This is a genomic window from Streptomyces humi (assembly GCF_001005085.2).
GTDB lineage: Bacteria > Actinomycetota > Actinomycetes > Streptomycetales > Streptomycetaceae > Streptomyces > Streptomyces humi.
Genome location: NZ_LBMU02000079.1, coordinates 79,202 through 105,602, shown reverse-complemented (window position 1 = coordinate 105,602; position 26,401 = coordinate 79,202). Strand labels below are relative to the sequence as shown.

Here is a 26,401-nt window from a genome sequence, read left to right as displayed (position 1 = left end):
ACGGGATGTCACGGGCAGCGTTGCTGGTGCTGGCCGACGGCCGCTTCCCCGCCGGGGGGCACGCGCACTCCGGCGGGGCGGAGGTGGCTGTCAGGGCCGGGCGGATCACCGGGGCGGCGAGCCTCGAGGAGTTCTGCCGGGGGCGGCTGCACACGGCGGGACTGACCGCGGCCGCCCTCGCCGCGGCCGCCGTACTCGGCCTGGAGGTGCGGGAGCTGGACGCGGCGGCCGACGCGCGGACGCCGTCGCCTGCGCTCCGGGGCGCCGCCCGCAAACTCGGCCGGCAACTGCTGCGGGCCGCCCGTGCGACCTGGCCGAGCCCCGAACTCGACGCCGTCGCGGCGGAGTTCCCCAAGGGAGCTCATCAGCCCGTGGTCCTCGGCGTGGTGGCCCGGACGGCGGGGCTGTCGGCGCGGGACGCGGCCTACTGCGCGGCGTACGAGTGCGTGAGCGGGCCGGCCACGGCGGTGGTGCGGTTGCTGAGCCTGGACCCGTTCGAGGCGACGGCCGTGCTGGGGCGGCTGGCTCCGGAGGTGGACCGGGTGGTCGACCGGGCGGCGGAGGCGGCACGCGAGGCGGTCGACGAGGGCGTCGACGCGCTGCCGGCGGCGTCGGCGCCGCTGCTGGAGATCGGGGCGGAGTGGCACGCGGGGTGGGCGGTGCGGTTGTTCGCGTCGTAGGCGTTCCCGGCGGCGCACCTCCCATGCGCAGCCTCCACGCGCAGCCCACGCCCACCCCATGCGCACCCCGCCCGTGCGCGTCCCCTCGGAAGGAACCCCTGGACGGGCTGTCGGACAGAGCCCGCTGAACAAGGAGCCGTACATGCATCTCGACCACGACCACCAGCACGGTCCCGCCGCCGTCAGCGCCGACGCCCGTCGGCCCGACGGGACCCGGCGCGCGCTGCGGATCGGGCTCGGCGGGCCCGTGGGGTCCGGCAAGACCGCCACCGTCGCCGCCCTGTGCCGGGTGCTGCGGGACGAGTTGTCGCTCGCCGTCGTCACCAACGACATCTACACCCGTGAGGACGCCGAGTTCCTGCTCAGGGAGGCCGTGCTGCCACCCGAGCGGATCACCGCCGTCGAGACGGGAGCCTGTCCGCACACCGCGATCCGGGACGACATCTCGGCCAACCTCGAAGCCGTGGAGGACCTGGAGGAGGAGGTCGGCCCGCTCGATCTCATCCTCGTCGAGTCCGGCGGTGACAACCTCACGGCGACCTTCTCCAAGGGGCTCGTGGACGCGCAGGTCTTCGTGATCGACGTGGCCGGCGGCGACGACATCCCCCGCAAGGGCGGTCCCGGCGTCACCACCGCCGACCTGCTGGTCGTCAACAAGACGGACCTCGCGCCGTACGTGGGTTCCGACCTGGCGCGGATGGCCGCGGACGCGAAGGCGCAGCGCGCCGAACTGCCCGTGGTCTTCCAGTCGTTGCGCGGCGAGACCGGAGTCGCCGACGTGGCCCGGTGGGTGCGGGAGCGGCTCGCCGCGTGGACGGCGTGACCGGCACCGGCGTACGCGCCACCGCCCGGATCGTCGCGCGGGCCGACGGGCGCGGCGCCACCTCGCTGCCCGTGCTGGAGGGCGAGGGGCCGCTGGCCCTGCGGCGCACCCGGGGCAGTGGCGCCGAGGCCCGGGTGACGGTCGTCGGGGCGATGAGCGGTCCGCTCGGCGGGGACCGGTTCGCCATCGCGGCGACGGTGGAGCGCGGGGCCAGGCTGCGGGTGGGGTCCGCCGCCGCGACCATCGCACTGCCGGGACAGGCCAAGGGCGAGGCCCGCTACGACGTCCGGCTCGACGTCGCCGAGGGCGGCGAACTGCACTGGCTGCCCGAGCAGTTGATCTCGGTCAAAGGGAGCGACCTGTACGTCACCACCCGGGTCGACGTGGCGGCGGGCGGCCGGCTCGTGCTGCGCGAGGAGCAGGTGCTCGGGCGGGCGGGGGAGGCGCCGGGGCGGCTGAGCAGCCGGCTCACCGTGCGGGTCGCCGGGGCCCCCGTACTCGACCAGGAGCTGTCCTGCGGGCCCGGGGCGCCGGGTGGCTGGGACGGGCCCGCCGTGCTGGCGGGACACCGCGCGGTGGGGCAACTCATCGTCGTACGGCCGGAGTTCGTCGCCGAGCCGGTGGTGGCACGGATGCTGGGGGAGTGCGTCGCGCTCACCCCGCTCGCCGGGCCCGCCGTACTGGTGAGCGCGCTGGCGGCGGACGGGCTGCGGCTGCGGCGGGTGCTGGACGCGGCCTTGGGCGAATTGGGCGGCTGATCCGCTCAGCGGGGCCTGATCATCCGGATATCGGATTGGTAAAGAACGGCTGACATGCCTTGTGCACAGGCGAGTCACAGCCGGAAAGATCCTCCCTGACGATTCGTAAGAATGAGCGGGGAGGGGCCCACTTGAGGGACAACTTCAGATCGAGGAGCCGGACGCTGGCGCTCGGTTCGGCGGGGGCGCTCGTCACCGCGAGCCTCATCACCGGGGCACTCGCGGCCCCTGCGGCCGGTGCCGAGGTCCGGCACAGCGGCCAGGACCGGCAGCAGCGGGGCGCGGCGGTCGCCGCCGCGCGGGCCGCCAAGGCCGGTATCGACTGGGCGGACTGTCCGGCCGACTGGGGCTTCGCCAAGCCGGTCCAGTGCGGCTGGGTCAGCGTGCCGCTCGACTACGCGAAGCCCAACGGCAAGCAGATCAGGCTGGCGGTCGACCGAATAGGCAGCACGGGGACGAAGGCGGAGCGCCAGGGCGCGCTCGTCTACAACCCCGGCGGCCCGGGTGGCTCCGGGATGCGCTTCCCGCTCCGGGTCACCACCAAGAACCCCCTGTGGGTCAACGCCTCGAAGGCGTACGACTTCGTGGGCTTCGACCCCCGCGGCGTCGGCCACTCCGCGCCCATCTCCTGCATGGACCCGCAGGAGTTCGTCAAGGCGCCCAAGGTCGACCCGGTGCCGGACACCGAGGCCGACAAGACCGCCCAGCGCAAGCTGGCCAAGGAGTACGCGGACGGCTGCGCCGAGCGCACCGGCAAGGCGATGCTCCAGCAGATGACCACCCCGAACACCGCCCGTGACCTCGACGTCATCCGGGCCGCGCTCGGCGAGAAGAAGCTCAACTACCTCGGTGTCTCCTACGGCACCTACCTCGGCGCCGTCTACGGCACGCTGTTCCCGGGGCACGTCCGCCGGATGATCGTCGACAGCGTCGTCAACCCGTCGCGCGAGAACATCTGGTACGAGGCCAACCTGGGCCAGGACATCGCCTTCGAGGGCCGCTGGAAGGACTGGGAGGACTGGGTCGCCGCCCACGACTCCGCCTTCCACCTGGGCACCACGCGGGACGCCGTCCAGGCCAAGTGGCTCCAGCTGCGCGCCACCGCCAAGGCGAACCCGATCGGCGGGGTCGTCGGCCCGGCCGAGCTGATCTCCTTCTTCCAGAGCGCCCCGTACTACGACTCCTCGTGGGTCCCGGTCGCCACGGTGTTCAGCAAGTACGTCGCCGGTGACACCCAGGCGCTGGTCGACGCCGCCGCCCCGGACCTCTCCGACACCGCGGGCAACATCTCCTCGGAGAACGGCAACGCCGTCTACACCGCCGTGGAGTGCACCGACGCCAAGTGGCCCACCAGCTGGCGGAAGTGGGACCGCGACAACACCGAGCTCAACAAGCAGTACCCGTTCATGACCTGGGCCAACGCATGGATGAACCTGCCCTGCGCCACCTGGCCGGTCAAGCAGCAGACCCCGGTGAACGTCTCCACCCACAAGGGTCTGCCGCCGGTGCTGATCGTGCAGTCCACGCGTGACGCCGCCACCCCGTACCCGGGCGCCGTCGAACTGCACAAGCGCTTCAAGGGTTCCCGGCTCATCACCGAGCAGGGCGCCGGCTCGCACGGCGTGACCGGCCTGGTCAACCCGTGCATCAACAGCCGTGTCGACACCTACCTGCTCACCGGCAAGCTGGACGGCGCGGACGTGACCTGCACGCCGCACGCCACCCCGCAGCCGTAGGCACGTACGCACAGCGGTGAGGGGCGGCGGGATCACTCCCGCCGCCCCTTCGCCGTACGACGTGCCCGCGTCCTGTCCTGGAACGTCAACTCAGCGGCGCCCGGGGAAACCTGCGCCCCTTCTCGCCCTTCGCCGCCGTCTGCTCGGCCTTGACGACCGCCGCGTACTGGTCGACGTACTCCTGCTCGGAGAGGGTCAGGATGGCGTACATGATCTCGTCGGTGATGGCCCGCAGGATCGCCTTCTCGCCCTCCATGCCCGCGTAGCGCGAGAAGTCCAGGGGCTTGCCGAAGCGGATCACGACGGGGTGGACGTTGGGGATGACCTTCCCGGGCGGTTGCGCCTCGAAGGTGCCGATCATCGCGCAGGGGATCACCGGGACACCGGCCCGCAGCGCCATCACGGCCACCCCGACCTTGCCCTTGTACAGGCGGCCGTCGTGCGAGCGGGTGCCCTCCGGGTAGATGCCGAGCAACTCGCCCTTGCCCAGCACCCCGAGACCCTCCCGGATCGCGGCCTGGCCGGCCTCCTTGCCGGAGCGGTCCACCGGGATCTGGCCGGCGCTGCGGAAGAAGAACGCGGTCAGTCGCCCCTTCACGCCCGGTCCCGTGAAGTACTCCGCCTTCGCCAGGAAGGTGATGCGCCGCTTCAGGACGGCCGGCATCAGGAAGTGGTCGGAGAAGGAGAGGTGGTTGCCCGCGACGATGGCCGGTCCCGACCCGGGCACGTGCTCCAGCCCCTCGATCCGGGGACGGAACACCACGCGCAACAGCGGCCCGAGCAGGACGTACTTGAGCAGGTAGTAGAACACGGCTCTCTCCTCACTTTGCCAGTTCCCGCTGGAGCCGGCGTTTCCCCAGTCACGCTGGCCATAGCGGGGCTGGAGTGATGTGCACCTGTCGTCATGTGTGGCCATGTTCGGTCGGGTTCATGCTGACCCGTCGCTGAGACACGTGACGGTTCGTCAGGTTGCCCGTGCCTGGGTGAGACAGGGGGGACACGGTATCCCGATCACCCCGCCTCCGACGCACCGGTCGTGTCCGGGTCCTGGCCTACGGCGTCCGTCGTCCGGCGTGCGCACTCACTTCTTGGCTTCCACCTGCTTGTCGGCGGCTGAAAGGATGCTGTTGACCACGGCCTCCACGTTCTCCCTGGCCGGAGTGATCGGAGCGGTGCCGAAGATGATCCCGGTGCCCCGCCTGCCGGGGTCTCCGGGATGCTTCGGATGTTCGATCTCGCTGAGTCCTCGATCCGCGACATACCGGGCGATGGACTTCTGAGCGGCGGTCAGAGCCGCGCCCACCGCACTCGGCGTGGCATCACGTCCCACGAGGATGAAGCTGAACTCGTCGCCACCGTGCCGGAACCGGGAGACGTCGGCGTCGAGGCTGAGTACGGCCTTCTCGCACATCGCCGACATGGCCGCGTAGACCTCGTCGGCCTGCTGCCTGCCACGCTCCTTCGTCAGTCCCCCCAGATTGCGCAGATCGACCTCGACATACACGCCCGTGGTGTCGGCGTCGGCCAGATGGCGGACGGCGTTGCCCAGGGTGAGGCGCCGGTCTCCCGCCTTGTCGAATCCCGTGAGCCCGTCGACCTCGTCCGCGGAACTGGCCGTGAGCAGTTCCGCGGCATGGGAGGGTGAGAGCCCGTACGCGTTCACCGCCGTGCTGAGGAAGTGCTCCTTGCGCTCCTGGGCGGAGCTCTTGAACGCGGTGCCCCGCCCGTGGCTCGGCGCGGCACGCGTTGTCCGCTCCTCCTTGTCCGATACGTGGGCGGGCTTGATCGGGTGGATGTCGTAGCGGATTCCGCTGCCCTTCTCGGAGAGATCGCGCTGGTACTTCGGGTGCGTGACATCGTCGAGAGCGTTGAGCGTGGCCTGCTTCTGGATCTGCGCCTGAGCGGCCATCAGCCGCGCCTCGATGTGACTGCGCCGCACATCCTCACCGACGACGATGAACTCCAGGTTGGGGCCGAAACGGAACTTGGAGACGCTTCCGCCGACCTTGTCCATGGCCGACGAGACACACCGGGTGAAGGTGTCGAGCACGCCGTCGGCACCGTTGTGTCCCATGAGCGCGTTCAGACCGCCGAGGTTGCGGACGGACACACTGACCGAGAAGGCGCCGGTCGTCCGCTCGGACCTGCCGCGCACCCGCATCGCCTCCTCCGCCCGGACATGCTCGGCAGCGCGCCGCATGGTCGCCTCGTAGTCCGTCGGCTTCTCGAAGTCGCTCTCGAGGCCGCCGACCGCAGCGGCATACAGATCGCTCGCCTGGGAGGAGGACAGGTTGTTCCGACGATCGGTGGCGAGTCGGTGGAACTCCTCCTTGCGTACCTCTGACTGCTTCGGAAAACGCTGGACCGTCGGCGCATGACCGGGGCTCGCCGGGTCCGCACGCGGCCCGCGCTCTCCTCCACCGCCGTACCGGGCATGGGCTCCTCGCCCGGGGCCCAGCGCGTCGTGCACCGGTGAGCGCCGGGCCGGCGCTCCCTGCGCGCCGCCGACGGCACGGGCGTTTCGTTCTTCCTCGATGACTCGCGCCAAGGCCGCGTTGCCTGCCGAACGCTGCAATGCCAGGACTTCGGCGGACCGCCCCGTCGGGTTCGCGCGGGGTGGATCTGGCCGGTCGACGACCGCCTCGGTCCGCGGTTCTCGTGCACGCAAGAGGACCCCCTGTCCTGGTCGGCGCGGCTGTCCAATATCCACAGGTGCCGTTTTCCGCAGAAGAGCCTCGGAGGCACATCCGAGGGCAACACACCTGGGCCTTGGGCGGTGCGCGAACTCATGCCCAGGGTAAGGCCGTTGCGGGCGGCGGGATCCTCCGCTTCGGCACCGCGGCGCCCGCCGGGAGTGCCCCTGGTCCGACCCGGCGAACCTATCGGTGGAGGTGCTGGGCGCCGTGGCGTTCGATGGCCAGGAGCGCGGCGTCGTCCCGGGGTTCGTGGCCGATGTGGTTCAGCAGGTCGTGGTGGATGTGACGGATCAGGGCCTCGGGTCCCGACGCGGGCGCGGAGGCGGCATGACGGGTGAGGGGGTAGAAGGCCCCCGCGGATGAGCGGGCCTCGATGACGCCGTCGGTGTAGAGCAGCAGCGTGTCACCGTCCTCGAACGTGAAGGGGTCGGCGCGGTGGCTCTGGATGGGCAGTTCGCACATGCCCAGGGGAGGTACGGGGCGTCTCGCGTGCAGGACGGTGACCTCGCCGTCGTGCAGCAGCAGGGGCGGCGGGTGGCCCAGGTTGACCATGTCGACCTGCGTGCCGTGATCGGGAATGTCGAGCAGGAGGGCGGTGATGAAGTGCTCGCCCGGATCGTGCTCGATGTCCGCGACGTCCTCCAGGCTCCTGCACACGCTCACCTCGAGGCCCGCGGCGAGTTCGGGCAGCGTGTCACAGCGGTGCGCGCCCTCGCGGAACGCGCCCAGCACCATGGACGCTTCACCGATGGCGGCCAGTCCCTTGCCGCGGACGTCACCGATGATCACGCGGGTGCCGCGGTCCGAGCGGGCCAGAGCGAACAGGTCACCGCCTATACGGGCCTCGTCCTCGGCTGCCAGGTACAGCCACGCCACCCGCAGCGGCCCGATCCGGCGTCGTGGTGGCCGCAGCAGCACGAGCTGTGCCGTCTCGGCCACCGAACGTGCCCGGTTCAGCTCACGGCTCCGTCGCTCGCGCACGTGGCAGACGAAGACGACCAGGACGGACAGCAGGGTCAGGGCGATGATCTGCGAGAGGTGGTTGGGCGTGGTCAGTCCGCCGTGGAACACGCCGATGAGCACCTGGGCGGCCACGGCCAGTGCACCGACGAGAGCGGTCAGTCGCGGCCCTGCCAGAGACGCGGTCAGGGCGGGTGCGATCACCAGCAAGGGCCCCAGGTGGACGTCCGGCGGGGAATGGATGTCGACCACGGTGATCACGACGATCAGTACAAGGGGGATCGCCACCAGCCTCCGGCCCAGCTTCTGCTCCGAAAGACGGTCCACCGGCACACGGCCCGCGCCCATACCTATCGGTATACACCCGTCTACCGTGCAAGGCCCGCCGAAAGCCTCCCGTACCGCGTACCGCACAGGAAGCCGTCGGCGGTGTGGCCGAGCCGCGGTACGAGACGACCGTCCACGTGCCGGAAGACCACCCGGCGGGCACCTACTGGTACCACCCCCACCTGCACGGGTCCACCCGCCGCCGGGCGGACGGGGCGGCTCAGTGTGTCGGCCAGCTGAGGGCGGTCAGGACCGCGCTCTGCACCGTGACCGGCGCGCCGCCGTTGTTGAGGAGCCGGACGCGCATGCCTCGGCCGGCCGTCAGGTGCTTGGTGAGGGGGGTGACGTGGTAGGTGTCGCCGAGGGTGCCGACCGCCTCGTCGATCGGGTGGTCGGCGATGTGCTGGTCACCCTCGTACTCCGACATGCGGACCTGGACGGTCGCGCCGGCCGCGAGTCCGGTGATGTGCAGGCTCACCGAGCCGGTGAACCGGCAGGCGCCGCGGGCGAAGACGGAGCCGCCGGTGGCGTGCTGGTCCGCGGTGTCGGCCCACTCGGTGGTGAACTCCACCGAGTCCCAGGCTCCTGGGGCCAGTTGGTAGGGCGCGGCGATACCGAGGTTCACTTGGTCGGGCACAGGGTCCTCCTCGTCGGTGCTCGCCGTGGTGCCCGCGGCCCAGGCGCGCAGGGCTGCCTCGGAGCGGTAGGCGATGGATCGGTCGAGCGGGGTGCTGGTGAACTGCCACAGCAGCGGCGTCCAGCCGGACGGCGCGGGCCGTGCCGCGGCCTCCGCGCGCGGGTAGTCGGCGGCGCCCCAGGGGTAGGCCGGGTACCAGAGGGGCAGGCCGCCGGGGACATGGCCGGCGGCCAGGTCGTCGGCCGAGGTGTAGATCCCGACGCGCTGCCCGGGGAACGCGGCCCGGACGGCCGCGATCCAGGCCGCCGCCCAGGACCGGATCTGGGCGGCGGAACGGCCGGCGTAGTTGCGCCGGTCGGGGTAGGCCTCCAGGTCGAGCCAGTGGGTGTACAGCGGCTGCGCGTCCGCGTAGGGCCGGGCGGCGCCGACGTAGTTCGCGGCCTCGGTCCCGGCGTCCTGGTTGGGCCACGCGAAGTGATAGCTGCCGGGCAGGAGCCGGGCGGCGATGATGCCCGAGATGTGCAGGGGGAAGCGGCTGTCGTGACTGTGCTCGCCCTCGCTCGCCTTGGCGAAACCGAACGCCAGGCCGGCCCGTTTGTGGGCGGCCCAGTCCTGCGGGGCCTGGTGCTCGGAGACGTCGATGCCCCGGCAGGTGGACGAGGCCGTCATGCGCCGCCTTCCGTCGATGCCGATGTGGGTGGTTGGGGCTGCGGCATGGTCAACTCCCTGTGCTCGGCCGTGGACTGACCACCCTCACACCGATCCGGCGGGTACGCTCCGGAAAGAGAGGTTTTGCACCACTTTTGGATCGTGTTTTTCGGAGATCCCCTGGAAGTGATCGTGTCGGGGACGCCGTCCCGGGAGTCAGCCGAAGCGCTCGACGCGGATCCGGTCCACCGGCTGGCCCAGCGCGACCAGCAGCCGGGAGGCGTGCTCCGCGAAGCCGTTGGAACCGCAGACGTACGCCTCCCAGCCCTCGGCCGGAGGCCGCGCCAGGTACGGCTCCAGATGAGCGGCCGACAGGCGGCCGGGCCGCGCGCCGGGCGGGGCCACGCGGGTGAAGACGGGGGTGGTCTCGTCCCGGTACTCGTCCGCGTAGATCAACTCCTCGGGAGTGCGCGCCGAGACCAGCAGGCGCAGCGGGACGTCCGTTCCGCGCAGGCGGCGGTCGCGGACCATCGACATCAGCGGTACGACGCCGGAGCCGGCGCCGAGCAGCAGGGCCGGCCGGTCACCGGGCCAGGCGAAGAACCCGCTGAGCGGGCCGCGTACCTCGACGGTGTCGCCGGGCCGGGCCACCCGGTGGAACCAGCCGGACACCTCGCCGCCCTCGACGTGGTCGAGGGTGAGCTCGACATGACCGCTGTCGGCGGGCGGCGACGCGATGGAGTAGTGCCGCTGGGCCACGTAACCGTCGGCCGCCGTCAGGCGCACCATCAGGTGCTGGCCGGGCAGGTGGCCGGTCCAGCCGGGCACCGCGAACCGGAACGTCGACGCCCGCGCCGTCTCGCGGCGGACCTCGACGAGGCGGGCCGGCTGCCAGGTGGCCGCGGCGCGGTTGCTCGCGACGATCCGTCCCGGCACGGCGAACCGGGTCGACGGGACGAAGGGCTCGGGCGGGTGCTCAGTCACCGGCGTAGCGCTCCTCGTCCCACGGGTTGCCCCGGGCGTGGTAGCCGTTCCGCTCCCAGAAACCCGGCTCGTCGTGGTCGAGGACGCGCAGGCCCGCGATCCACTTGACGCTCTTCCAGAAGTACAGGTGGGGCACCACGAGCCGGGCCGGGCCGCCGTGCGCCGGGTCGAGCGGCCCGTCGCCGAACTCCCAGGCGATCCAGGCGCGTCCGCCGGTCAGGTCGGACAGCGGCAGGTTCGTGGTGTACCCGGTGTGCGCGTACGCGACGGCGTGCGTGGCCGAGGCGTGCGGACGGGCGAGGTCCAGGAACGTGTCCAGGGACACGCCGCCGAACCGCACCCCGAACTTCGACCAGCTGGTGACGCAGTGGATGTCGCCCTCGTACCCGGACCGCGGCAGCGTGTGCGCCTCCTCCCACGACCAGGTGCGGGCCTCGGCCACCAGGCCGTCGACGCGGAACGTCCACTCTGCGGCCGTGAGGTCGGGGGTGACCTCGGCGGACAGCACGGGCCAGGAGTCGCCCGCGTCGTACTGGCCGGGCGGCAGCCGCGGATCGCGTTCGCCGGCCGGTGAACGTCCGGCGAAGCCCCGGGTGACGGTCATGCCAGGACCTCCGGACCGGACCGCGCGTCCGGGCCGGACACCGTGTCCAGCTCCGTCAGGGCCGTCAGGGCCGCGGCCTCGTCGAGGGTGGTGAGCGCGCGGTCGCGCATCAGCACCCGCCCGTCGACGACCGTGTCCCGTACGTCGGAGGCCTGGGCGGCGTAGGCGAGCATCGACCACGCGTCGTGGCGCGGTGTCAGATGGGGCTTGCCGAGGTCCAGCACGATCAGGTCCGCGCGCTTGCCCGGCTCCAGGGAGCCCAGCTGCCCGTCGAGGCCCAGCGCGCGGGCGCCCTCGACGGTCGCCATGCGCACGGCCTGCTCGGCGCCGACCGCCGTCGGGTCGCCGCCCGCCTTGTGCACGAGCGCGGCCTGCCGCACCGCGCCCAGCAGGTCGAGGGTGTTGGAGCTGACCGCGCCGTCCGTGCCGAGTCCGACGGTCACGCCCGCGCCGAGCAGCCGCGGCACCGGAGCGATGCCGCAGCCGAGCTTCAGGTTCGACACCGGGCAGTGGGCGACCGAGGTGCCGGTGCGGGCCAGTGCCGCGATCTCCGGTCCGGTCAGGTCCACCGCGTGGGCGATCAGCAGGTCGGGGCCGAGCAGTCCGAGCCTGTCCAGCAGCTCCACCGGGCGCCTGCCGTGCGCCACCTCGACAGTGGCGACCTCGATCGCGTTCTCCGCGGCGTGGATGTGCAGCAGCGCGCCGAACTCCCCGGCCAGCGCGGCGATCCCGGTCAGCTGCTCCGGGGACAGCGTGTAGGTGGAGTGCGCGAAGAGGACGGGCCGGGTACCCGGCCGGGCGGGGCGCGCCGCCAGGTCGCGGCGGGCCCACTCCAGACGGTCCTCGTAGGCGATGCCGTCGGCCGGGTCCGGTACGTCCATGAAGGTGGGGCCGGTGTGCAGCCGCCAGCCCGCTTCCCGTGCCGCGCGCTCGGCGGCCTCGTGGAACCAGTACATGTCCAGGGCGGACGTCACGCCCGCCCGTACGCTCTCGGCGACCGCCACGCGGACCGCCGCCGCCACGTTCGCCGGCGACAGCAGCTCGCCCTCCCAGCGGATCACCCGTTCCAGGAAGCCCTGGAGCGTCACGTCGTCGGCGCGGCCGCGCAGCAGCGTCATCGCGAGGTGGGTATGGGCGTTGACGAGGCCGGGCATGACCAGGCAGCCGGTCGCGTCGAGGGTGTCGGCCGCGGTGTACCGGGCGCGCAGGGCGTCGGCGGGTCCGACGGCCAGTATCTCGCCGTCGCGGACGGCGACGGCGCCGTCCCGTACGAGCGTGCCGGCGTCGTCGACGGTGAGGACGTCACCGCCGTGCACCAGGAGGTCGGCGACGACGGTCACGTGTCGGCCCCTTCCTCCGCCGAGTCCTCGGCGAGCAGCCGCAGCGCCTCCAGCGAGACGACGGCGCCGCGCTCCACGCCCCGGACCACGACCTCGCGATGGGGGTCGTAGTGACCGGTCGACAGAGGTGCGTCCTCGTCCACCAGTTCGTCCGCGTTCGCGCCGTCCACGACCAGGACGCCGCCCGCGACGAGCCCGCGCAGCGAGGCGGTCACCAGCAGCGCCGACAGCTCCATCTCGATCGCGGCGAGCCCGGCCCTGTCGTACGCGGTGAGCGGCAGCAGCCCCGGCTGGAAGGCCGCCCGGGTCCACACGATGCCCCGGTGGTGCGGGGCGGCCGCCTCGCGGGCCGCGCGCCGGAGCGCGAACACCGCCTCGGGGGCGGACACGGCCGGGTACTCGGGCGGCAGCAGTTGCTGGGTGACGCCGTCGTCGCGTACGGCCGCCTCCGCGATGACGAGGTCGCCGTCCCGGATGCCCGGCTTCATCGCGCCCGCGGTGCCGAACCGCAGGAACGTGCGGACGCCCGCCTCCGCCAGCTCCTGGAAGAGCAGGATCGCGCCGGGCGCGCCCACCCCGTGCGAGGCCACGGTGACCGGCAGCCCCTTCCAGCTGCCGCGGAACACCCGGTACTCGCGGTGGTACGAGATCTCCTCGGCCCCGTCCAGCAGCGCGGCGACCGCCGCCGCGCGTGCCGGGTCGCCCACGACCAGGGCGCGGGGCGGCAGGCCGGTGCGGGGTATGCGGGTGACGGGCAGCAGGTCGTGGGTCACGAGGCGACTCCGGAAGGGTCGGTGGAACGGGTGGAACCGGTGGAACGGGGAGTACCGGGAGTACGGGGGCCACGGGAAGCCCGGGGCGTACGGCCACGGCGCCGGGCCGTGGTGATGAACAGCGCGCCGAGGGTGACGACGTAGGGCGCGGCGTCGGTCGCCTGCTGCGGCAGGCCGAGGCCCTGGAGCCGGAAGCCCACCGCCTCCGCGACGCCGAACAGCAGCGCCGCGAGCAGCACCCCGAGCGGCACGGCACGGCCCAGCATGACCGCCACGACCGCGATCCAGCCGCGTCCGGCGGTCATGTTCTCGGAGAACAACGTGACGTTGCCGAGGGCGAGTTGCGCCCCGGCGAGCCCGCACAGCACCCCGGACAGGAGGACCGCCGCGTACTTGTGGCGGGCCGGGTTCACGCCGAGCGTCGCCGCGGCGTCCGGAGACTCGCCGACACCGCGCAGGCGCAGCCCCCAGACGTGCCGCGAGAGCAGCACGGCGGCGACCACGACGGCGGCCCACGACAGGTAGGTCAGCGGGGTGAAGCCGCCGACGACCGGGAGCCCGGCGAGGCTCGGGTCGTCGAAGGTGCCCTGGACGCCGAAGACCGTACGGAGCAGGAAGCTGGTCAGGCCGGCCGCTAGCAGGTTCATGGCCACGCCGAGGACCACCGCGTCACCGCGCAGGGTGACCGCGCCGACGGCCAGGATCAGCGAGTACGCGGCGGAGGCGAGGGCCGCCGCCAGCACGCCGAGCCACGGGCTGCCGGTGAACCAGCTGGTGGACACCGCGGTGAAGCAGCCCACCAGCATCAGGCCCTCCAGGCCGATGTTGAAGACGCCCGCGCGCTCGCACAGCGCTCCGCCGAGCGCGGCCAGCAGGATCGGGGTGAGCGCGCGCAGCACGGACATGAGGAGATCGGAGTCGAGGAACATCAGGCCGGCTCCCCCTGGGTGACGGGCTGGTGGCCGCCGGACGCCCCGCGTCTGCGCGGGAAGCGCAGCCGGGCCGCCAGGAAGACGATGACGATGGCCTGGAGCACCTGCGTCAGCTCGCGAGGCACCTCGGTGGTGCGCTCCATGGCGAGCCCGCCGACCTGGAGCACGGCGAAGAAGAAGGACGCGAGCACCGTGCCCAGCGGGGAGGCGGAGGCGAGCAGCGCGGCGGTCAGCCCCGTCCAGGTGTAGCCGGGCGAGGTGAGGGAGCCGTCGAGGAACCGGTACGGGAAGCTCAGCACGCCGATCGCGCCGACGAGCCCGGCGAGCGCCCCCGAGGTAGCCATCAGACGGAGCGTCAGGCCCTTGCGGTCCACGCCCGCGTAGGCGGCGAAGCGCGGGTTGAGACCGGTCATCCGGATCTCGTAGCCGACGGCCGTACGGGAGTCGGTGAACCAGTACGCGCCCGCGGCGAGCGCCACCACGAGCAGTCCCACCGTCACGGTCGACGACCCGAAGGCGGGCAGCGCCACGCCCTCGGGCAGCCGGCGCGTCTGCGGCAGGCTGGAGCCGGGCTCCTTGAGCGGATAGCGGGCCAGGTAGGAGGCGAGACTGATCGCCGGATAGCTCAGCAACAGGCTGCTGACCAGCAGCGGAACACCGAGGCGGTTCTCGCACAGCGCCGCGAGGGCCGCGTATGCGCCGCCGGCCGCCGTCCCGGCGAGCAGCGCGAGCACCGCGGTGAGCGACGGCGGCAGCGGTGAGTACAGCCCGGTGACGGCGGCCGTGATCCCGCCCAGCACCATCTGCCCGTCGCCGCCGAGGTTGATGAGCCCGGCGCGCAGCGGCACGGCCAGCGCGAGCGCCATGCCCAGCACACTGGTGAGGGTGGTCAGGGTCGCGCCGATCCCGTCGGCGCCGAGCGAACCGGTGATGACCGCGCCGTACGCCGCGAACGGATCGGCGCCGGTGCCGACGAGGAAGACCGCGCCGATGACGACTCCGGCGAGGAGGGAGAACGTGACGGGGGAGCGGAGTGCGGTGGACGCCCGCCTCACGTCCGGTGTGCGGGCCATGTCAGTCCTCGTCTCCGTCCTGCCCGGCGCCGGGCCGCCGCGCCGTGCCGCCGGCCATCGCCAGGCCGAGCGTGCGCTCGTCCAGTTCGTCCTTCGGGTACTCGGCGGTGACCCGGCCCTCGTACATCACCAGGACCCGGTCCGAGAGCCCGCGGATCTCGCTCAGTTCGGCGGAGACCAGCAGCACGGCGTGGCCCGCGTCGCGGTAGGCGATGATCTGGTCGTGGATGTTCTGGATGGCGCCGATGTCGACGCCCCGGGTGGGCTGTTCGACCAGCAGCAGCGGGGCGTCATGGGCTAGTTCACGCCCGATCAGCAGCTTCTGAAGGTTGCCGCCGGAGAGCGTCGCCGCTGGCAGGTCGGGCGTGGCCGCCTTGATGCCGAAGCGCTCGACCAGCCGCCCGGCGTGGGTGCGTACGGCCGCGGGCGGCAGCAGGCCGCGCCGGGACGACAGCGCCGTGCGGTGGTGGCCCATCGCCAGGTTGTCCGCGACGGACGCGGCGGGTGCGGTGCCCACCGCGTGCCGGTCCTCGGGCACGTAGGCGAGACCCGCCGCGCGGCGGCCGGCCGCCGAGGCGTGGGTGACGTCCCGGCCGGAGAGGGTGACCCGGCCCGCGGTGACCGGTCGCAGCCCGGCCAGCGCCTCGACCAGCTCGCTCTGGCCGTTGCCCGCGACGCCCGCGACCCCCACGATCTCGCCGGCGCGGACCGTCAGGTCGACGTCGCGCACGGCGTCGCCCGCGTTCAGACCGGTCACGTCGAGCACGACGTCACCGCGGGCGCCGGGGGCGTGCACGCGGTCCAGTTCCACCGCACGGCCGGTCATCGCGGCCGCGATCTCGTCCGCGGTGGTCGTCGCGGTACGCAGCCGGGCGGCGACCCGGCCGTCGCGCAGCACCGTGACGTTGTCGCTGACCTCCAGTACCTCGCGCAGCTTGTGCGTCACGAGGATCACCGTGCGGCCCTGCGCGGCGAGCGACCTGAGCACCGCGAACAGGGCGTCGGCCTCGGCCGGGGTGAGCACCGCGGTCGGTTCGTCGAGGATGAGCGTGCGGGCGCCGCGGTGCAGCAGCTTCAGGATCTCCACGCGCTGCCGCAGGCCCACGGGCAGGCCGCCGACCCGGGCGTCCGGATCGACGGTGAGGCCGTGGGTGTCGGCGAGTTCACGCACGCGGCCGCGCGCGGCGGCCCGGTCCACGAACCCGAACCGGCGCGGCTCGGCCGCGTAGACGACGTTCTCGGCGACGGTCAGCGAGTCGAACAGTTTGAAGCTCTGGTGGACCATGCCGAGCCCGGCGGCCATCGCGTCCCCCGGGTCGCCGAAGGACACGTCACGTCCGTCGATGCGCACCGAACCGGCGTCGGGCCGGGTCATCCCGTACAGCACCGACATCAGCGTGGACTTGCCCGCGCCGTTCTCCCCCATCAGGGCGTGGATCTCGCCGTGGCGGACGGTCAGGTCGACGGCGTCGTTGGCGAGGGTGCCGGGGAACCGCTTGGTGATGCCGAGGAGTTCCACGGCCGGGGCCTGGACGGCCCCGGCCGGACGGTCACTTGGCTGCGGGGTCATCGACCGTCAGCTCACCGGAGACTATCTGGTCACGCAGTGCCTTGACCTTCGTCAGGACGTCCTTGTGCTGGGCGATCACGCACTTGGAGGAGTCGACGCCGGCCTCGAGCCCGGTCAGGCTGATGCCGCCCTCCTTGAGGCCGTACGACACGGTCGTGCCGGTCTTCCCGCCGAGGACCGCCTCGATGCCCTTGTCGACGGCGACGTCCGTGCGCTTGATCACGTTGTCGACGACGGTGCCGGGCGCCGAGGGGCACTGGTTGACGTCGACGCCGTACGCGAAGGCGCCCTTGGCCTTCGCGGCCTCGAAGACGCCGTAGTTGCCGGCCGCGGCGGCCGCCATGATCTGGTCGTAGCCCTTGGACAGCAGGGTGTTCGCCTGCTCCTTGGCGCGGGCGGAGTCGTCGAAGGGGGACTGGCCGCCGACGAAGCGGGTGGACGTCCCGGTCTTCGCGGCGACCTTCTTGGCGCCGGCCGCGAACGGGTCGCTGTAGCGGCGGAACTGGGGTGTGTCGAGCACGTCCACCGCGCCGACCTTGCCCGACTTGCTGAGCAGACCCGCCTCGGCGCCCGCGAGGTAGACGCCCTCGTGCTCGCGGAAGACCGCGCAACTGACGTTCTTGTACGTCTTGGTGGTGCACGCGTCGACCATCAGGAACTGCTGCTTCGGGTTCTTCTCGGCCTGCTGGGCGACGATGTCGGCGAACTCGAAGCCGACCAGCACGATGACGTCCGGCTTCGCGTCGACGGCGGCCTGCACGTTCTGCTGCTGGGAGGCGGTGTCCGTGGACTCGTAGACCTTCGAGGCCCCGTCGTGCTGCTTCGCCGCGTCCTTGATGCCGGTGACGGCCAGCTTCAGGAACTCGTTCTCACCCACGGAGTCCGGGGTGACGAGGGTGAAGGACTTGCCGCTGCCGCCCGCGGAGGCGGACGTGCCGTCCTTCTTGGCCGCCGCGTTGCAGGCGGTGGCGAGCAGGACGGTGCCGGCGGCGAGCGCGGTCAGCTGGAGGGTACGGCGGTGTCTGCGGTGCATCGGGGACCTTCCGGATACGGCAAGGCGCGCTCGACGGTGGGCGCGTGAGAGAGGGTGATCGGACGACGGCGGGCCGAGGGGGGCGGCTCAGCGGTGACAGCAGTCGCCGGTGCAGCGGCCGAAGTCGAGGTACAGACGCCGGGTGAGCAGGGGCATGTGTCCTCCTTCGTCGTCTCGGACCGCGGAACGGGGGTATCGGCCCGTGGGATGCGGTGCTGGACTGTAACACCCGGATCCGGCCAACCGTGCAACTGTCTCGAACTGTGGTTCTCCCAGGTCATGTACGGTGGCAGGCACCATCGAAACATCAGGAGTGTCCTGTTATGTCCCAGGAACTGCGCGCCGTCGACTGGACGGGAACCGGCCTCACGCTCATCGACCAGACCCGGCTGCCGCACCGTACGGAGACAGTGGACGTCCGGGATGTGGACACCTTGGTGGACGCGATCCAGCGGCTCGTGGTGCGGGGCGCGCCCGCGATCGGAGCGGCCGGCGCCTACGGCGTCGCGCTCGCGCTGATCCAGGGCGAGCGGGAGGGCTGGAGCGAGGCGCGGGTGCGCGAGGCCGTGGCCCGAATACGCGAGGCCCGCCCGACCGCGGTCAACCTGATGGTGTGCGTGGACCGGGTCATGACCCGCTTCACCGAGGGCCTCGACGCCGTGCTGGAGGAGGCGGCCGCCGTCCAGCGCGAGGACGTCGACGCCAACCGCGCCATGGGCGGGTACGGCGCCGACTGGCTGCTGAAGAAGGCCGGCGAGGACCGGCCGCTGCGGATCCTCACGCACTGCAACACGGGCGCGCTGGCGACGGCCGGCTGGGGCACCGCGCTCGGCGTCATCCGTGAACTCCACGCGCGCGGACGCCTGGAGGTCGTGTACGCCGACGAGACGCGCCCCCTGCTCCAGGGCTCCCGGCTGACCGCCTGGGAACTCGTCCAGGAGGGCATCCCGCACTACGTCCAGGCCGACGCGGCCGCCGCCGGCACCGTCCTGCGCGGCGAGGTCGACGCGGCGATCGTGGGCGCCGACCGGATCGCGGCCAACGGCGACACCGCGAACAAGGTGGGCACCGTGGGCGTGGCCCTCGCCTGCGCGTACGCCGGCATCCCGTTCCTGGTGGCGGCTCCCACGACCACGGTCGACCTGTCGACGCCGACCGGGGACGGCATCCACATCGAACTCCGCGGCGAGGACGAGGTGCTGGAGTGGGCGGGCGTCCGCACGGCGCCGGCCGAGTCGCGCGGCCACAACCCGGCGTTCGACGTGACGCCGGGCCGGCTGGTCACGGGCCTGGTGACCGAACGGGGCGTGCTGGAGGTGTCGGCGGGCGAACTCCCCGGGGACCGGCTGCGCTGAACACGCCGAGGGCCACGGCCGCCCGGCCGTGGCCCTCGTGAGTGGTCCCGCCGGCTCAGCGCCGGGTCAGCTCCAACTCCAGGAGCCATTCGACGACTTCGGTGTGGTGCCGGGCCTGCCGCGGATCGGCGCCCCACACGTACAGCCCGTGCCCGGCCACGACCACCGCGGGCATCCGCGGATCCCGCGCCGCCTCCAGCCGGTCCCCGAGCACCTTCATGTCCTGGCTGTTCGCGATGACCGGCAGCGTCACCTCGACGTCGTGGGCCGGCTGGCCGACGCCCTTCAGCATCTCCAGGTCCCGGAAGACGATCCCGCCGGGCTGCCGGTGCCCCATCGCCACCGAGGCCACGGTGTGCACGTGCACCACCGCGCCCGCGCCGGTCAGCGCGGCCACCCGCGCGTGCAGCTCGGCCTCCGCCGACGGCCTGCCCTCGCCCACGGCGGTGCCCTGCCCGTCGACCAGCACCACGTCAGCGGGCGTCAGTTCGCCCTTGTCGTGGCCGCTCGCGGTGACCGCCAGCCGCAGCGGCTCCCGGGAGAGCACCACGGACAGGTTGCCGGACGTACCGCGCATCCAGCCGAAGGAGGCGAACCGGGCGGACTCGGCGGCGAGGACCGCCCCCGCCTCCCGGAGGTCGGTCGTGGTGATGTCGGCGCTCACGTGCTGCTCCCGGTGGTGCTGATGCTGATCTCGCCGAACGACCCCGCCTGCGCGTGGTCGCCGACGCCTTGCTGGAAGAACGGCTCTCCGGGCCGCCGGATCCCGACGGTGTGCCAGCCCGCGGCACGGGCGGCGTCGAGTTCGCCGGGCCGGTCGGAGAGGAACAGGAGCCGCGCGGCGGGCAGTTCCGTCGACTCCGCGATACGGCGGTAGGACTCCGGCTCCTGCTTGGGACCGGCGTTCTCGGTGTCGTAGAGGCCGGAGAGCAGGGGCAGCAGGTCGCCCTCGGGTGTCGAGGAGAACCACGCCCGCTGGGCCGCCACCGAACCGGACGAGTAGACGTACAGCCGCAGCCCCGCCGCGTGCCAGCCGCGCAGGGCCGGTACGACGTCGTCGTAGAAGTGCGAGACGAGGTCGCCACGGGCGAATCCCTCCGCCCAGATGAGGCCCTGGAGGGTCTTCAGCGGGGTCGCCTTGCGGTCCTCGTCGAGCCACGCGTCCAGCGTCCTCACGACCGCGGCCGTGTCCGCGTGCGGGTCGCCGGTCAGCTCGCGCACCTGCGCGAGGGCCCGCGCCACCTCCGGATCGCCGCTCCGCTCGGAGAGGAGCGCCGCGAAACGTGACCGCGAGTACGGGTACAGCACGTCCACGACGAAGCCCGTGGCGCTCGTGGTGCCCTCGATGTCGAGCACCACGGCGTCCACGTCGAAACGGCGGGCCGGGTCCGGCAGGCTCACGCGGCGCCCTTGTCCGCCTCGTACCCCGCCGCGATCGTGTCGTAGTCGGGGAAGCGGGAGGCGATGGCCGAGCCGGTGAAGTTGCCGATCCAGCCGTCCTCCTCGTGGAAGAAGCGGATCGCGGTGAACGACGGCTTCGTGCCCATGTCGAACCAGTGGGTGGTGCCGCGCGGCACACCCAGCAGGTCGCCCTGCTCGCAGAAGACCGCGTGCACCTCGCCGTCGACGTGCAGGTAGAAGATGCCGGAGCCGGAGACGAAGAACCGGACCTCGTCATCGTCGTCGTGGGTGTGCTCCTGGAGGAACTTCTCCCGGGCGGCCTTCGCCTTCACGGGGTACTCCGGGTCGTCGCCGGGGTGCAGACCGAGGACGTCGACGGTGGTGAAGCCCTCCTCGGCGTTCAGCTTGTCGATCTCGGCGCCGTACGCGGCGAACACGGTCTCGCTGTCGGCGTCGGACGGCACGTCCTCGCGGACCGGCCACTGCTCGAAGCGGACTCCGAGCGGCTTGAGCGCCGCCGCGATCGCGGCGGGGTCCGAGGTACGGCGGATCTGGGTCTCGGGGCCGGATTCGGACCAGGTCGTGAGCAGCGTCATGAGAGCAACTCCAATGCGGGAAGGGGAAGTCCGGATACCGAGACGGACCGGACCTGGGGGGGAGGGGGTGGGGGGACCGTGACGGCGCTGGCGAGGGCGGGCAACGCCGCCTTCGTGATGGTAACTCCAGGTCGGAGGGCGCCCGGGTGTGACCCAGTCGTTGTCTCACGTGGTGAGAAACCGCTTCCCATGCTTTGACGGGTGGCCGAAATCGTTCCCATCATCTGCGTATGAAGACGCTGCTGCTCGTGCGGCGGCTGTACGTGGACCTGTTCCGGTCGACCACGGCCAGCTGTCGCTGACCTCTCCCGGAGCCCCCGCACGCCCGTCGCACGGCATGCGCCACACGCTGCGCAGTGACGCGTTCCCGCTCCGGTCCGAGCCACCGTCGTTTCTCCTCGCGCTCTCCCGCGTTCCCCTCTTTCTGCTCTTCTTGCGCACCACCCTTGCACCTGGAGCCCGTCATGTCCCGTGTCCGCCTGCCCCTCGCCGCGCTCTCGCTGGCGTCCGTCTCCGCTCTCGTCCTCTCCGGCTGCTCACAGTCCTCGGACGCCTCCACCCAGGCGGGCGCCGGCGCCGCCTCGGCCGCGGCCGCCACCGGCGAGAAGCCCGCCCCGTTCAGCAAGGGCACGGTCAAGGTCGCCCTGGTCCGGCAGAGCGGCGCCGGCGACTACTTCGAGCAGTGGGGCAACGGCGCCAAGGCCCAGGCCAAGGCCCTCGGCATCGACCTGACGGTGTACGACGCCCAGGCCGACAACGCCAAGCAGGCCACCGACCTCTCGTCCGCCATCAACTCCGGCGCGCAGGCGATCATCGTCGACCACGGGTTCCCGGCCACCATCCAGCCCGAGATCGACCAGGCCGTGAAGAAGGGCATCAAGGTCGTCGTGTACGACGTCGACCAGACGAACAAGTCCGTCGTCAGCACCGAACAGGACGACGCCAGCATGGCGCAGGCCGTCCTCGACGTGATGGCCAAGACGATCGGCAGGAACACCAAGGTCGGCTACGTCAACGTGGCCGGCTATGCCGCCCTCGACAAGCGCGACTCGGTCTGGAAGAAGGCGCTCACCGCCAACGGCTGGACCCAGGAGTTCAAGGTCGGCAAGGTCACCGACTCGACCGCCACCGACAACGTCCCGCTGGTCTCCGCCGCGCTGACCCAGCACTCCGACGTGACCGGCGTCTTCGCGCCCTACGACGAACTCGCCAAGGGCACCGTCCTCGGCGTGCAGAACAAGAAGCTCCAGAGCAAGGTGAAGGTCTTCGGCGCGGACGTGTCCAACGCCGACATCCAGAACATGACGGCCGCCGGCAGCCCCTGGGTCGCCACCGCCGGCACCGACCCGTCCGCCGTCGGCGCGGCCGTGGTCCGCACCACCGCGCTGCAACTGGCCGGACAACTCGACAAGTCCTCGGTCGAGTTCCCGGCCGTCGCCATCACCCGGGACTTCCTGGTCAAGAACAAGATCGAGAACATGGACCAGCTGCGCACCGCGCTGCCCGCGCTGAACCTCTCCAAGGTCAGCACCGCCGACTGGATCCCCAATGTCGCGCACTGAGAGAGCGCCTGACGGGACGCCCGCGGTCGGCCTGACGGACGTCAGCATGGCGTTCGGCGGCCGGACGGTGCTCGCCGGCGTCTCGCTCGACATCGCTCCCGGCAGCGTGGTCGCGCTGCTCGGCGCGAACGGCGCCGGGAAGTCCACGCTGATCAAGATCCTTTCCGGTGTGCACCCGGGCCACGGCGGCGAGGTACGGGTCGCGGGGGAGCCGGTGGCCCTGCCGTCCCCGCTCGCAGCCCGCCAGCTGGGCATCCAGACCGTCCACCAGCGCATCGGCGAGGGCATCGTGCCCGGCCTCAGCGTGGCCGAGAACCTGGTCTTCGAGGAACTGGCCCAGCGCCGTGGCAACCCGTTCCTGAGCGGGAGCCGCACCCTGGCCCGGGCCCGTGAGATCCAGGCCGGCCTCGGCCTGGACTGGAGCGACGCGGTCCTGCGCCAGGACGTCACCGAACTCGGCATCTCCGACCGTCAGTTGCTGATCCTCGCCCGCGCCCTGGCCACCCGCCCCCGCCTCCTCATCCTCGACGAACCCACCTCCGCCCTCTCGGCCGCCGAGGCCGAACGGCTCTTCGCACTGGTCGAGAAGATGCGTGACGACGGCATCGCGGTGCTCTACGTCTCCCACCGCCTCGGCGAGATCGACGCCCTCGCCGACCGGCTGGTCGTGCTGCGCGACGGCCGTCTCACCGAGGACCAGGCCAGGCCCTTCGACTGGGACGCCGCCCTGCGCGCGATGCTCGCCCAGGCGCAGGAGGCCCAGACGGCCCGGCCCACCCGCGAGGGTGAGCAGGGCGAAATCGCCCTCTCCCTGAGCGGAGTCCGGCTCTTCGACGGCCACGCCCCGCTCGACCTCGACCTGCGGGCCGGCGAGGTCACCGGTGTCGTCGGCCTGCTCGGCGCCGGCAAGACCGAACTCGCGCGCGGTCTGTTCGGCGCCGAGCCCTTCCGCACCGGCACCGTCGCACTGGGCGGCAGGCCCTACGCGCCCCGCCGCCCGGCCGACGCCATCCGGGCCGGCGTCCACCTGGTCCCCGAGGACCGGCACGCCGACGCCCTCGTCCCGGGCTGGTCGGTGGCGCAGAACATCTCGCTGCCGTTCCTCCGGTCCCTCTCCCTCGGGGGCCTGGTGAACCGCTCCCGCGAGGACGCCCAGGGCCGCGACACGATCGCGGCCCTGGGGGTCGTCACCCGCGACGAGCACAGCGCCGTGGAGGAACTCTCCGGCGGCAACCAGCAGAAGGTGGTCGTCGGCCGCTGGCTCGCCGAGACCCCCCGTGTCCTGATCCTGGACGAGCCGTTCCGCGGCGTCGACATCGGTGCCCGCCGCGACATCGGCCGCCGGGCCCGCGCCCTGGCCGCCGAGGGCGCGGCCGTGCTCGTCCTGTCCGCCGACGTCGACGAGATCCTGGAGATCGCCGACCGGGTCGTCGTCCTCGCGGCCGGCGAGGTCCATCTCGACGCGTACGGCGAGGACGCGGAACGCGACCGCGTGATCCAGACCATCGCCGGGTCCCTCTGAGCCCCCGACACCGGCCGCCGAAGGAAGCAGCAGCACCCATGACCACCACCCAGAGCACCGAGGTTCCCGCCGCGGCGGCGATCCGGCCCGCGACCACCACCGCCGTACGCGTCCAGAACGCCGTGATCAAGTACGGCTTCATCCTCGTCACGATCGCGCTGTTCCTGTACTTCGCGCTGAGCGAGGGCACCTTCCGCGAGTCGGCGACCCTCCTCGACACGCTCCGGTACGTCTCCGTCGCCGCGATCCTCGGCCTCGGCGTCACCCTCACCATGGCCGTCGGCGGAATGGACATGTCCGTCGGTGCCGTCGCAGGCCTCGGCGTCTCGGTCGCCGCCCAGACGATGGTCGTCCACAACCAGGTGGGCACGGTCGCCGTCCTCGCGGTGCTGGCGGCGGGCGCCGTCGCGGGCCTGCTCAACGCGCTCCTGATCGTCGTGCTCAGGATCCCGGACATGCTGGCCACCCTCGGCGTCATGTTCGTGATCCAGGGCGGCAAACTCATCCTGGTCGACGGCCAGTCCGTCACCCCGGGCATGACGATGTCCGACGGCGGCACGGCGCCCGGCAAGTTCACCGCGGGCTTCCTGCGCATCGACCGCGGCACGGTCCTGGGGATCCCCGTCTCGGTCCTGATCTTCGGCGCGCTGACGGTCGCCGCCTGGGTCTTCCTCGCCCGCACCCGCTGGGGCCGGGTCCTCTACGCCATCGGCGCCAACGCCGAGGCCGCCCGGCTGGCCGGCATCCGCGTCGGCGCTTACCGCGCCCTGGCCTATGTCATCTCGGGTGTGCTCGCCTCGGTCGGCGGACTGATCCTGGCCTCCCGGATCGGCCAGGGCGACGTGAGCGCCGGCACCTCCCAGCTCCTGGAAGCGGTGGCCGTCGCCCTCGTGGGCACCTCGGTGCTGGGCCGGGGCCGCCCGAACGTCTGGGGCACGGCCCTGGGCGCGGTCCTCATCGGCATCATCACCACCGGCCTGACCATCAAGGGACTGCCGTACTACACGCAGGACGTGGTCGAGGGCGCCGTCCTCATCCTGGCCCTGGTCTTCAGCTTCACCCTGTCCAAGCGCCGTACCGCATAAGGAAACCGACACCATGGGCTACCGCATCCTGGACACCGACGACGTCCCCGGCTACCTGAACGAGCGCGGCCACTGGGACGACCTCGACGACATCCACGTCCGAGAGGTCTCCGACGGCAACCTCAACCGCGTGTTCCTGGCCTCGGACGGCGCCGGCACCCGCAGCCTCGCCGTGAAGCAGGCCCTGCCGTGGGTGCGCGTGGCCGGTCCCTCGTGGCCGCTGAGCCCCGACCGTTCCGACGCCGAGGCCCGCGCGTACGAGCAGATCGCCAAGGCGGCGCCGGACAAGATCCCCGCGATCCACGGCTACGACGCCGAGAACCACGCCCTCGTCATGGAGGACCTGTCCGACCTGACGGTCCTGCGCACCCACCTCAACGAGGGCGGCTCCTACGGCCCGTCCACCTCGGTCCGCATCGGCGAACTCGTCGCGCAACTCTCCTTCACCACCAGCGACTTCGGCATGTCCTCCGCCGACCGCAAGGCCCTGGTCGCCGCCTCCGTCAACCCCGAGCTCTGCAAGATCACCGAGGACGTGGTCCTGTCGGAGCCGTACGTCGAGCACGAGCACAACCACTGGCACCCCGGACTCGACGACCTGGCCGCCGGGTTCCGCGCCGACTCCCGGCTGCGCACCGAGGTCGCCGAACTCCGCCACGTCTTCATGACGAGCGGGCAGGCGCTGCTCCACGGCGATCTGCACACCGGCAGCGTCATGGTCGGCCGACGGGACGGCGAGGAGGTCGTCCGGGTCTTCGACCCCGAGTTCTCCTTCGTCGGCCCGGTCGGCTTCGACCTCGGCCTGTACTGGGCGAACGTCCTCGTCTCCGAGGCCCGTGCGCACGCGCTGGGCGCCGACGGCGACCACGCCGACCAACTGCGCCTGAGCTGGGCGGGGTTCGAGGCCGAGTTCCGCCGGCTCTGGCCCGCGCGCGTCGACACCTTCTTCGACGACGCCTATCTGGAGCGGTTCCTGCGCCGGGTCTGGACGGAGTCGGTCGGGTTCGCGGGCACGGAGATCATCCGCCGCGTCATCGGCTTCGCCCACCTCACCGACCTGACGACCCTGCCCGACCCGCTCCAGGTGGCCGCCTCCCGCCGTTCCCTGCTCCTGGGCCGCGAACTCATCGTCCGCCGCGCCGAGTTGCCGGACCCCGAGTCCGTCCGGGCCGTCGCCCGGCAGGTCCCGGCCGGGAACCGGGAGGCGTCGGCCGGGAACCGGGAGGCGTCGGCCGGGAAGCGGGAGGCGTCGGCCTGACACCGGCCCTTGCCGCACCTATCGAAATTCGATAGCTTTCCATCGTGA

General features: G+C 72.2%; 24 protein-coding genes. 9 read left to right on the top strand and 15 right to left on the bottom strand.

The features are described 5' to 3' along the window. Positions 1-5: 5 nt before the first annotated feature. The 4 genes from AAW13_RS31750 (at position 6) to AAW13_RS31735 (ending at position 3,997) form a co-directional block, all read left to right on the top strand. Complete coding sequence (locus AAW13_RS31750) at positions 6-680, top strand: urease accessory protein UreF (protein WP_046730008.1); 675 nt, start codon at positions 6-8, stop codon at positions 678-680. A 142-nt stretch (positions 681-822) separates the two neighbouring features. Then, entirely contained in the window at positions 823-1,503 is a 681-nt protein-coding gene (gene ureG, locus AAW13_RS31745; protein WP_046730007.1) for an urease accessory protein UreG, read from the top strand. Further along, the gene (locus tag AAW13_RS31740; protein ID WP_206306300.1) at positions 1,491-2,261 is read left to right on the top strand and encodes an urease accessory protein UreD; all 771 of its coding nucleotides are present in this window, start codon (positions 1,491-1,493) and stop codon (positions 2,259-2,261) included. Before ureG ends, AAW13_RS31740 begins: the two co-directional genes overlap by 13 nt. A gap of 131 nt (positions 2,262-2,392) precedes the next feature. Then, positions 2,393-3,997, top strand: a complete 1,605-nt coding sequence (locus tag AAW13_RS31735) for an alpha/beta hydrolase (RefSeq protein WP_206306299.1) — start codon at positions 2,393-2,395, stop codon at positions 3,995-3,997. Positions 3,998-4,082: 85 nt separating this feature from the next. Here the strand turns inward: AAW13_RS31735 and AAW13_RS31730 are convergent, their stop codons facing one another. The 12 genes from AAW13_RS31730 to AAW13_RS31675 all read right to left on the bottom strand — a co-directional run bounded on the left by AAW13_RS31730 (position 4,083) and on the right by AAW13_RS31675 (position 17,574). Further along, entirely contained in the window at positions 4,083-4,808 is a 726-nt protein-coding gene (locus tag AAW13_RS31730) for a lysophospholipid acyltransferase family protein (RefSeq protein WP_046730006.1), read from the bottom strand. Between the two features lie 270 nt (positions 4,809-5,078). Continuing rightward, the gene (locus AAW13_RS31725; RefSeq protein ID WP_046730005.1) at positions 5,079-6,467 is read right to left on the bottom strand and encodes a hypothetical protein; all 1,389 of its coding nucleotides are present in this window, start codon (positions 6,465-6,467) and stop codon (positions 5,079-5,081) included. A 409-nt stretch (positions 6,468-6,876) separates the two neighbouring features. Beyond that, positions 6,877-7,980, bottom strand: coding sequence for a PP2C family protein-serine/threonine phosphatase (locus tag AAW13_RS31720; RefSeq protein WP_338059069.1), 1,104 nt, complete (start codon positions 7,978-7,980; stop codon positions 6,877-6,879). A 220-nt stretch (positions 7,981-8,200) separates the two neighbouring features. Continuing rightward, positions 8,201-9,286 (bottom strand): glycoside hydrolase family 25 protein, encoded by a 1,086-nt coding sequence (locus tag AAW13_RS31715; protein WP_046730004.1) that lies wholly within the window; start codon positions 9,284-9,286, stop codon positions 8,201-8,203. A gap of 195 nt (positions 9,287-9,481) precedes the next feature. Further along, positions 9,482-10,249 (bottom strand): ferredoxin reductase, encoded by a 768-nt coding sequence (locus AAW13_RS31710; protein WP_046730003.1) that lies wholly within the window; start codon positions 10,247-10,249, stop codon positions 9,482-9,484. Further along, positions 10,242-10,853 (bottom strand): sulfite oxidase-like oxidoreductase, encoded by a 612-nt coding sequence (locus AAW13_RS31705; protein WP_046730002.1) that lies wholly within the window; start codon positions 10,851-10,853, stop codon positions 10,242-10,244. Before AAW13_RS31705 ends, AAW13_RS31710 begins: the two co-directional genes overlap by 8 nt. After that, a complete protein-coding gene (locus AAW13_RS31700) occupies positions 10,850-12,193 on the bottom strand; it encodes an amidohydrolase (RefSeq protein WP_046730001.1) in 1,344 nt (447 codons plus the stop codon). Before AAW13_RS31700 ends, AAW13_RS31705 begins: the two co-directional genes overlap by 4 nt. Then, the gene (locus AAW13_RS31695; RefSeq protein WP_046730000.1) at positions 12,190-12,966 is read right to left on the bottom strand and encodes a phosphorylase family protein; all 777 of its coding nucleotides are present in this window, start codon (positions 12,964-12,966) and stop codon (positions 12,190-12,192) included. The genes AAW13_RS31700 and AAW13_RS31695 overlap by 4 nt, the downstream gene beginning before the upstream one ends. Further along, complete coding sequence (locus AAW13_RS31690; RefSeq protein WP_240528793.1) at positions 12,963-13,895, bottom strand: ABC transporter permease; 933 nt, start codon at positions 13,893-13,895, stop codon at positions 12,963-12,965. Before AAW13_RS31690 ends, AAW13_RS31695 begins: the two co-directional genes overlap by 4 nt. Then, a complete protein-coding gene (locus AAW13_RS31685; protein ID WP_046729999.1) occupies positions 13,895-14,971 on the bottom strand; it encodes an ABC transporter permease in 1,077 nt (358 codons plus the stop codon). Before AAW13_RS31685 ends, AAW13_RS31690 begins: the two co-directional genes overlap by 1 nt. A 1-nt stretch (position 14,972) precedes the next feature. After that, a complete protein-coding gene (locus AAW13_RS31680; protein WP_046729998.1) occupies positions 14,973-16,541 on the bottom strand; it encodes an ABC transporter ATP-binding protein in 1,569 nt (522 codons plus the stop codon). Beyond that, positions 16,522-17,574 carry a BMP family ABC transporter substrate-binding protein gene (locus tag AAW13_RS31675; RefSeq protein ID WP_046729997.1) on the bottom strand — a complete coding sequence of 351 codons (1,053 nt, stop codon included), beginning with the start codon at positions 17,572-17,574 and terminating at the stop codon, positions 16,522-16,524. The genes AAW13_RS31680 and AAW13_RS31675 overlap by 20 nt, the downstream gene beginning before the upstream one ends. A gap of 323 nt (positions 17,575-17,897) precedes the next feature. On the opposite strand from AAW13_RS31675, the gene mtnA reads away from it, so the two are divergent. Then, positions 17,898-18,929: an S-methyl-5-thioribose-1-phosphate isomerase gene (gene mtnA / locus AAW13_RS31670; protein ID WP_046729996.1), complete on the top strand. Its 1,032-nt coding sequence runs from the start codon at positions 17,898-17,900 to the stop codon at positions 18,927-18,929. A 55-nt stretch (positions 18,930-18,984) separates the two neighbouring features. Here mtnA and mtnB read toward each other — a convergent pair whose 3' ends face one another. The 3 genes from mtnB to AAW13_RS31655 are packed head-to-tail and all read right to left on the bottom strand — an operon-like array spanning position 18,985 to position 20,926. Further along, positions 18,985-19,593, bottom strand: coding sequence for a methylthioribulose 1-phosphate dehydratase (gene mtnB, locus AAW13_RS31665; RefSeq protein WP_046729995.1), 609 nt, complete (start codon positions 19,591-19,593; stop codon positions 18,985-18,987). Next, positions 19,590-20,330, bottom strand: a complete 741-nt coding sequence (gene mtnC / locus AAW13_RS31660) for an acireductone synthase (protein ID WP_046729994.1) — start codon at positions 20,328-20,330, stop codon at positions 19,590-19,592. Before mtnC ends, mtnB begins: the two co-directional genes overlap by 4 nt. Then, positions 20,327-20,926 carry a 1,2-dihydroxy-3-keto-5-methylthiopentene dioxygenase gene (locus tag AAW13_RS31655; protein ID WP_046729993.1) on the bottom strand — a complete coding sequence of 200 codons (600 nt, stop codon included), beginning with the start codon at positions 20,924-20,926 and terminating at the stop codon, positions 20,327-20,329. The genes mtnC and AAW13_RS31655 overlap by 4 nt, the downstream gene beginning before the upstream one ends. 464 nt (positions 20,927-21,390) lie before the next feature. Between AAW13_RS31655 and AAW13_RS31650 the strand changes: the two genes are divergently transcribed. From AAW13_RS31650 to mtnK, 4 genes are read left to right on the top strand one after another with little or no spacing between them, the layout of a single operon-like run. Beyond that, positions 21,391-22,488 carry a substrate-binding domain-containing protein gene (locus AAW13_RS31650; protein WP_046729992.1) on the top strand — a complete coding sequence of 366 codons (1,098 nt, stop codon included), beginning with the start codon at positions 21,391-21,393 and terminating at the stop codon, positions 22,486-22,488. After that, a complete protein-coding gene (locus tag AAW13_RS31645) occupies positions 22,475-24,010 on the top strand; it encodes a sugar ABC transporter ATP-binding protein (RefSeq protein ID WP_046729991.1) in 1,536 nt (511 codons plus the stop codon). Before AAW13_RS31650 ends, AAW13_RS31645 begins: the two co-directional genes overlap by 14 nt. A 38-nt stretch (positions 24,011-24,048) precedes the next feature. Beyond that, complete coding sequence (locus tag AAW13_RS31640) at positions 24,049-25,095, top strand: ABC transporter permease (RefSeq protein ID WP_046729990.1); 1,047 nt, start codon at positions 24,049-24,051, stop codon at positions 25,093-25,095. Between the two features lie 13 nt (positions 25,096-25,108). Then, positions 25,109-26,353, top strand: coding sequence for an S-methyl-5-thioribose kinase (gene mtnK / locus AAW13_RS31635; protein WP_079179045.1), 1,245 nt, complete (start codon positions 25,109-25,111; stop codon positions 26,351-26,353). The last annotated feature ends 48 nt before the right edge of the window (positions 26,354-26,401 follow it).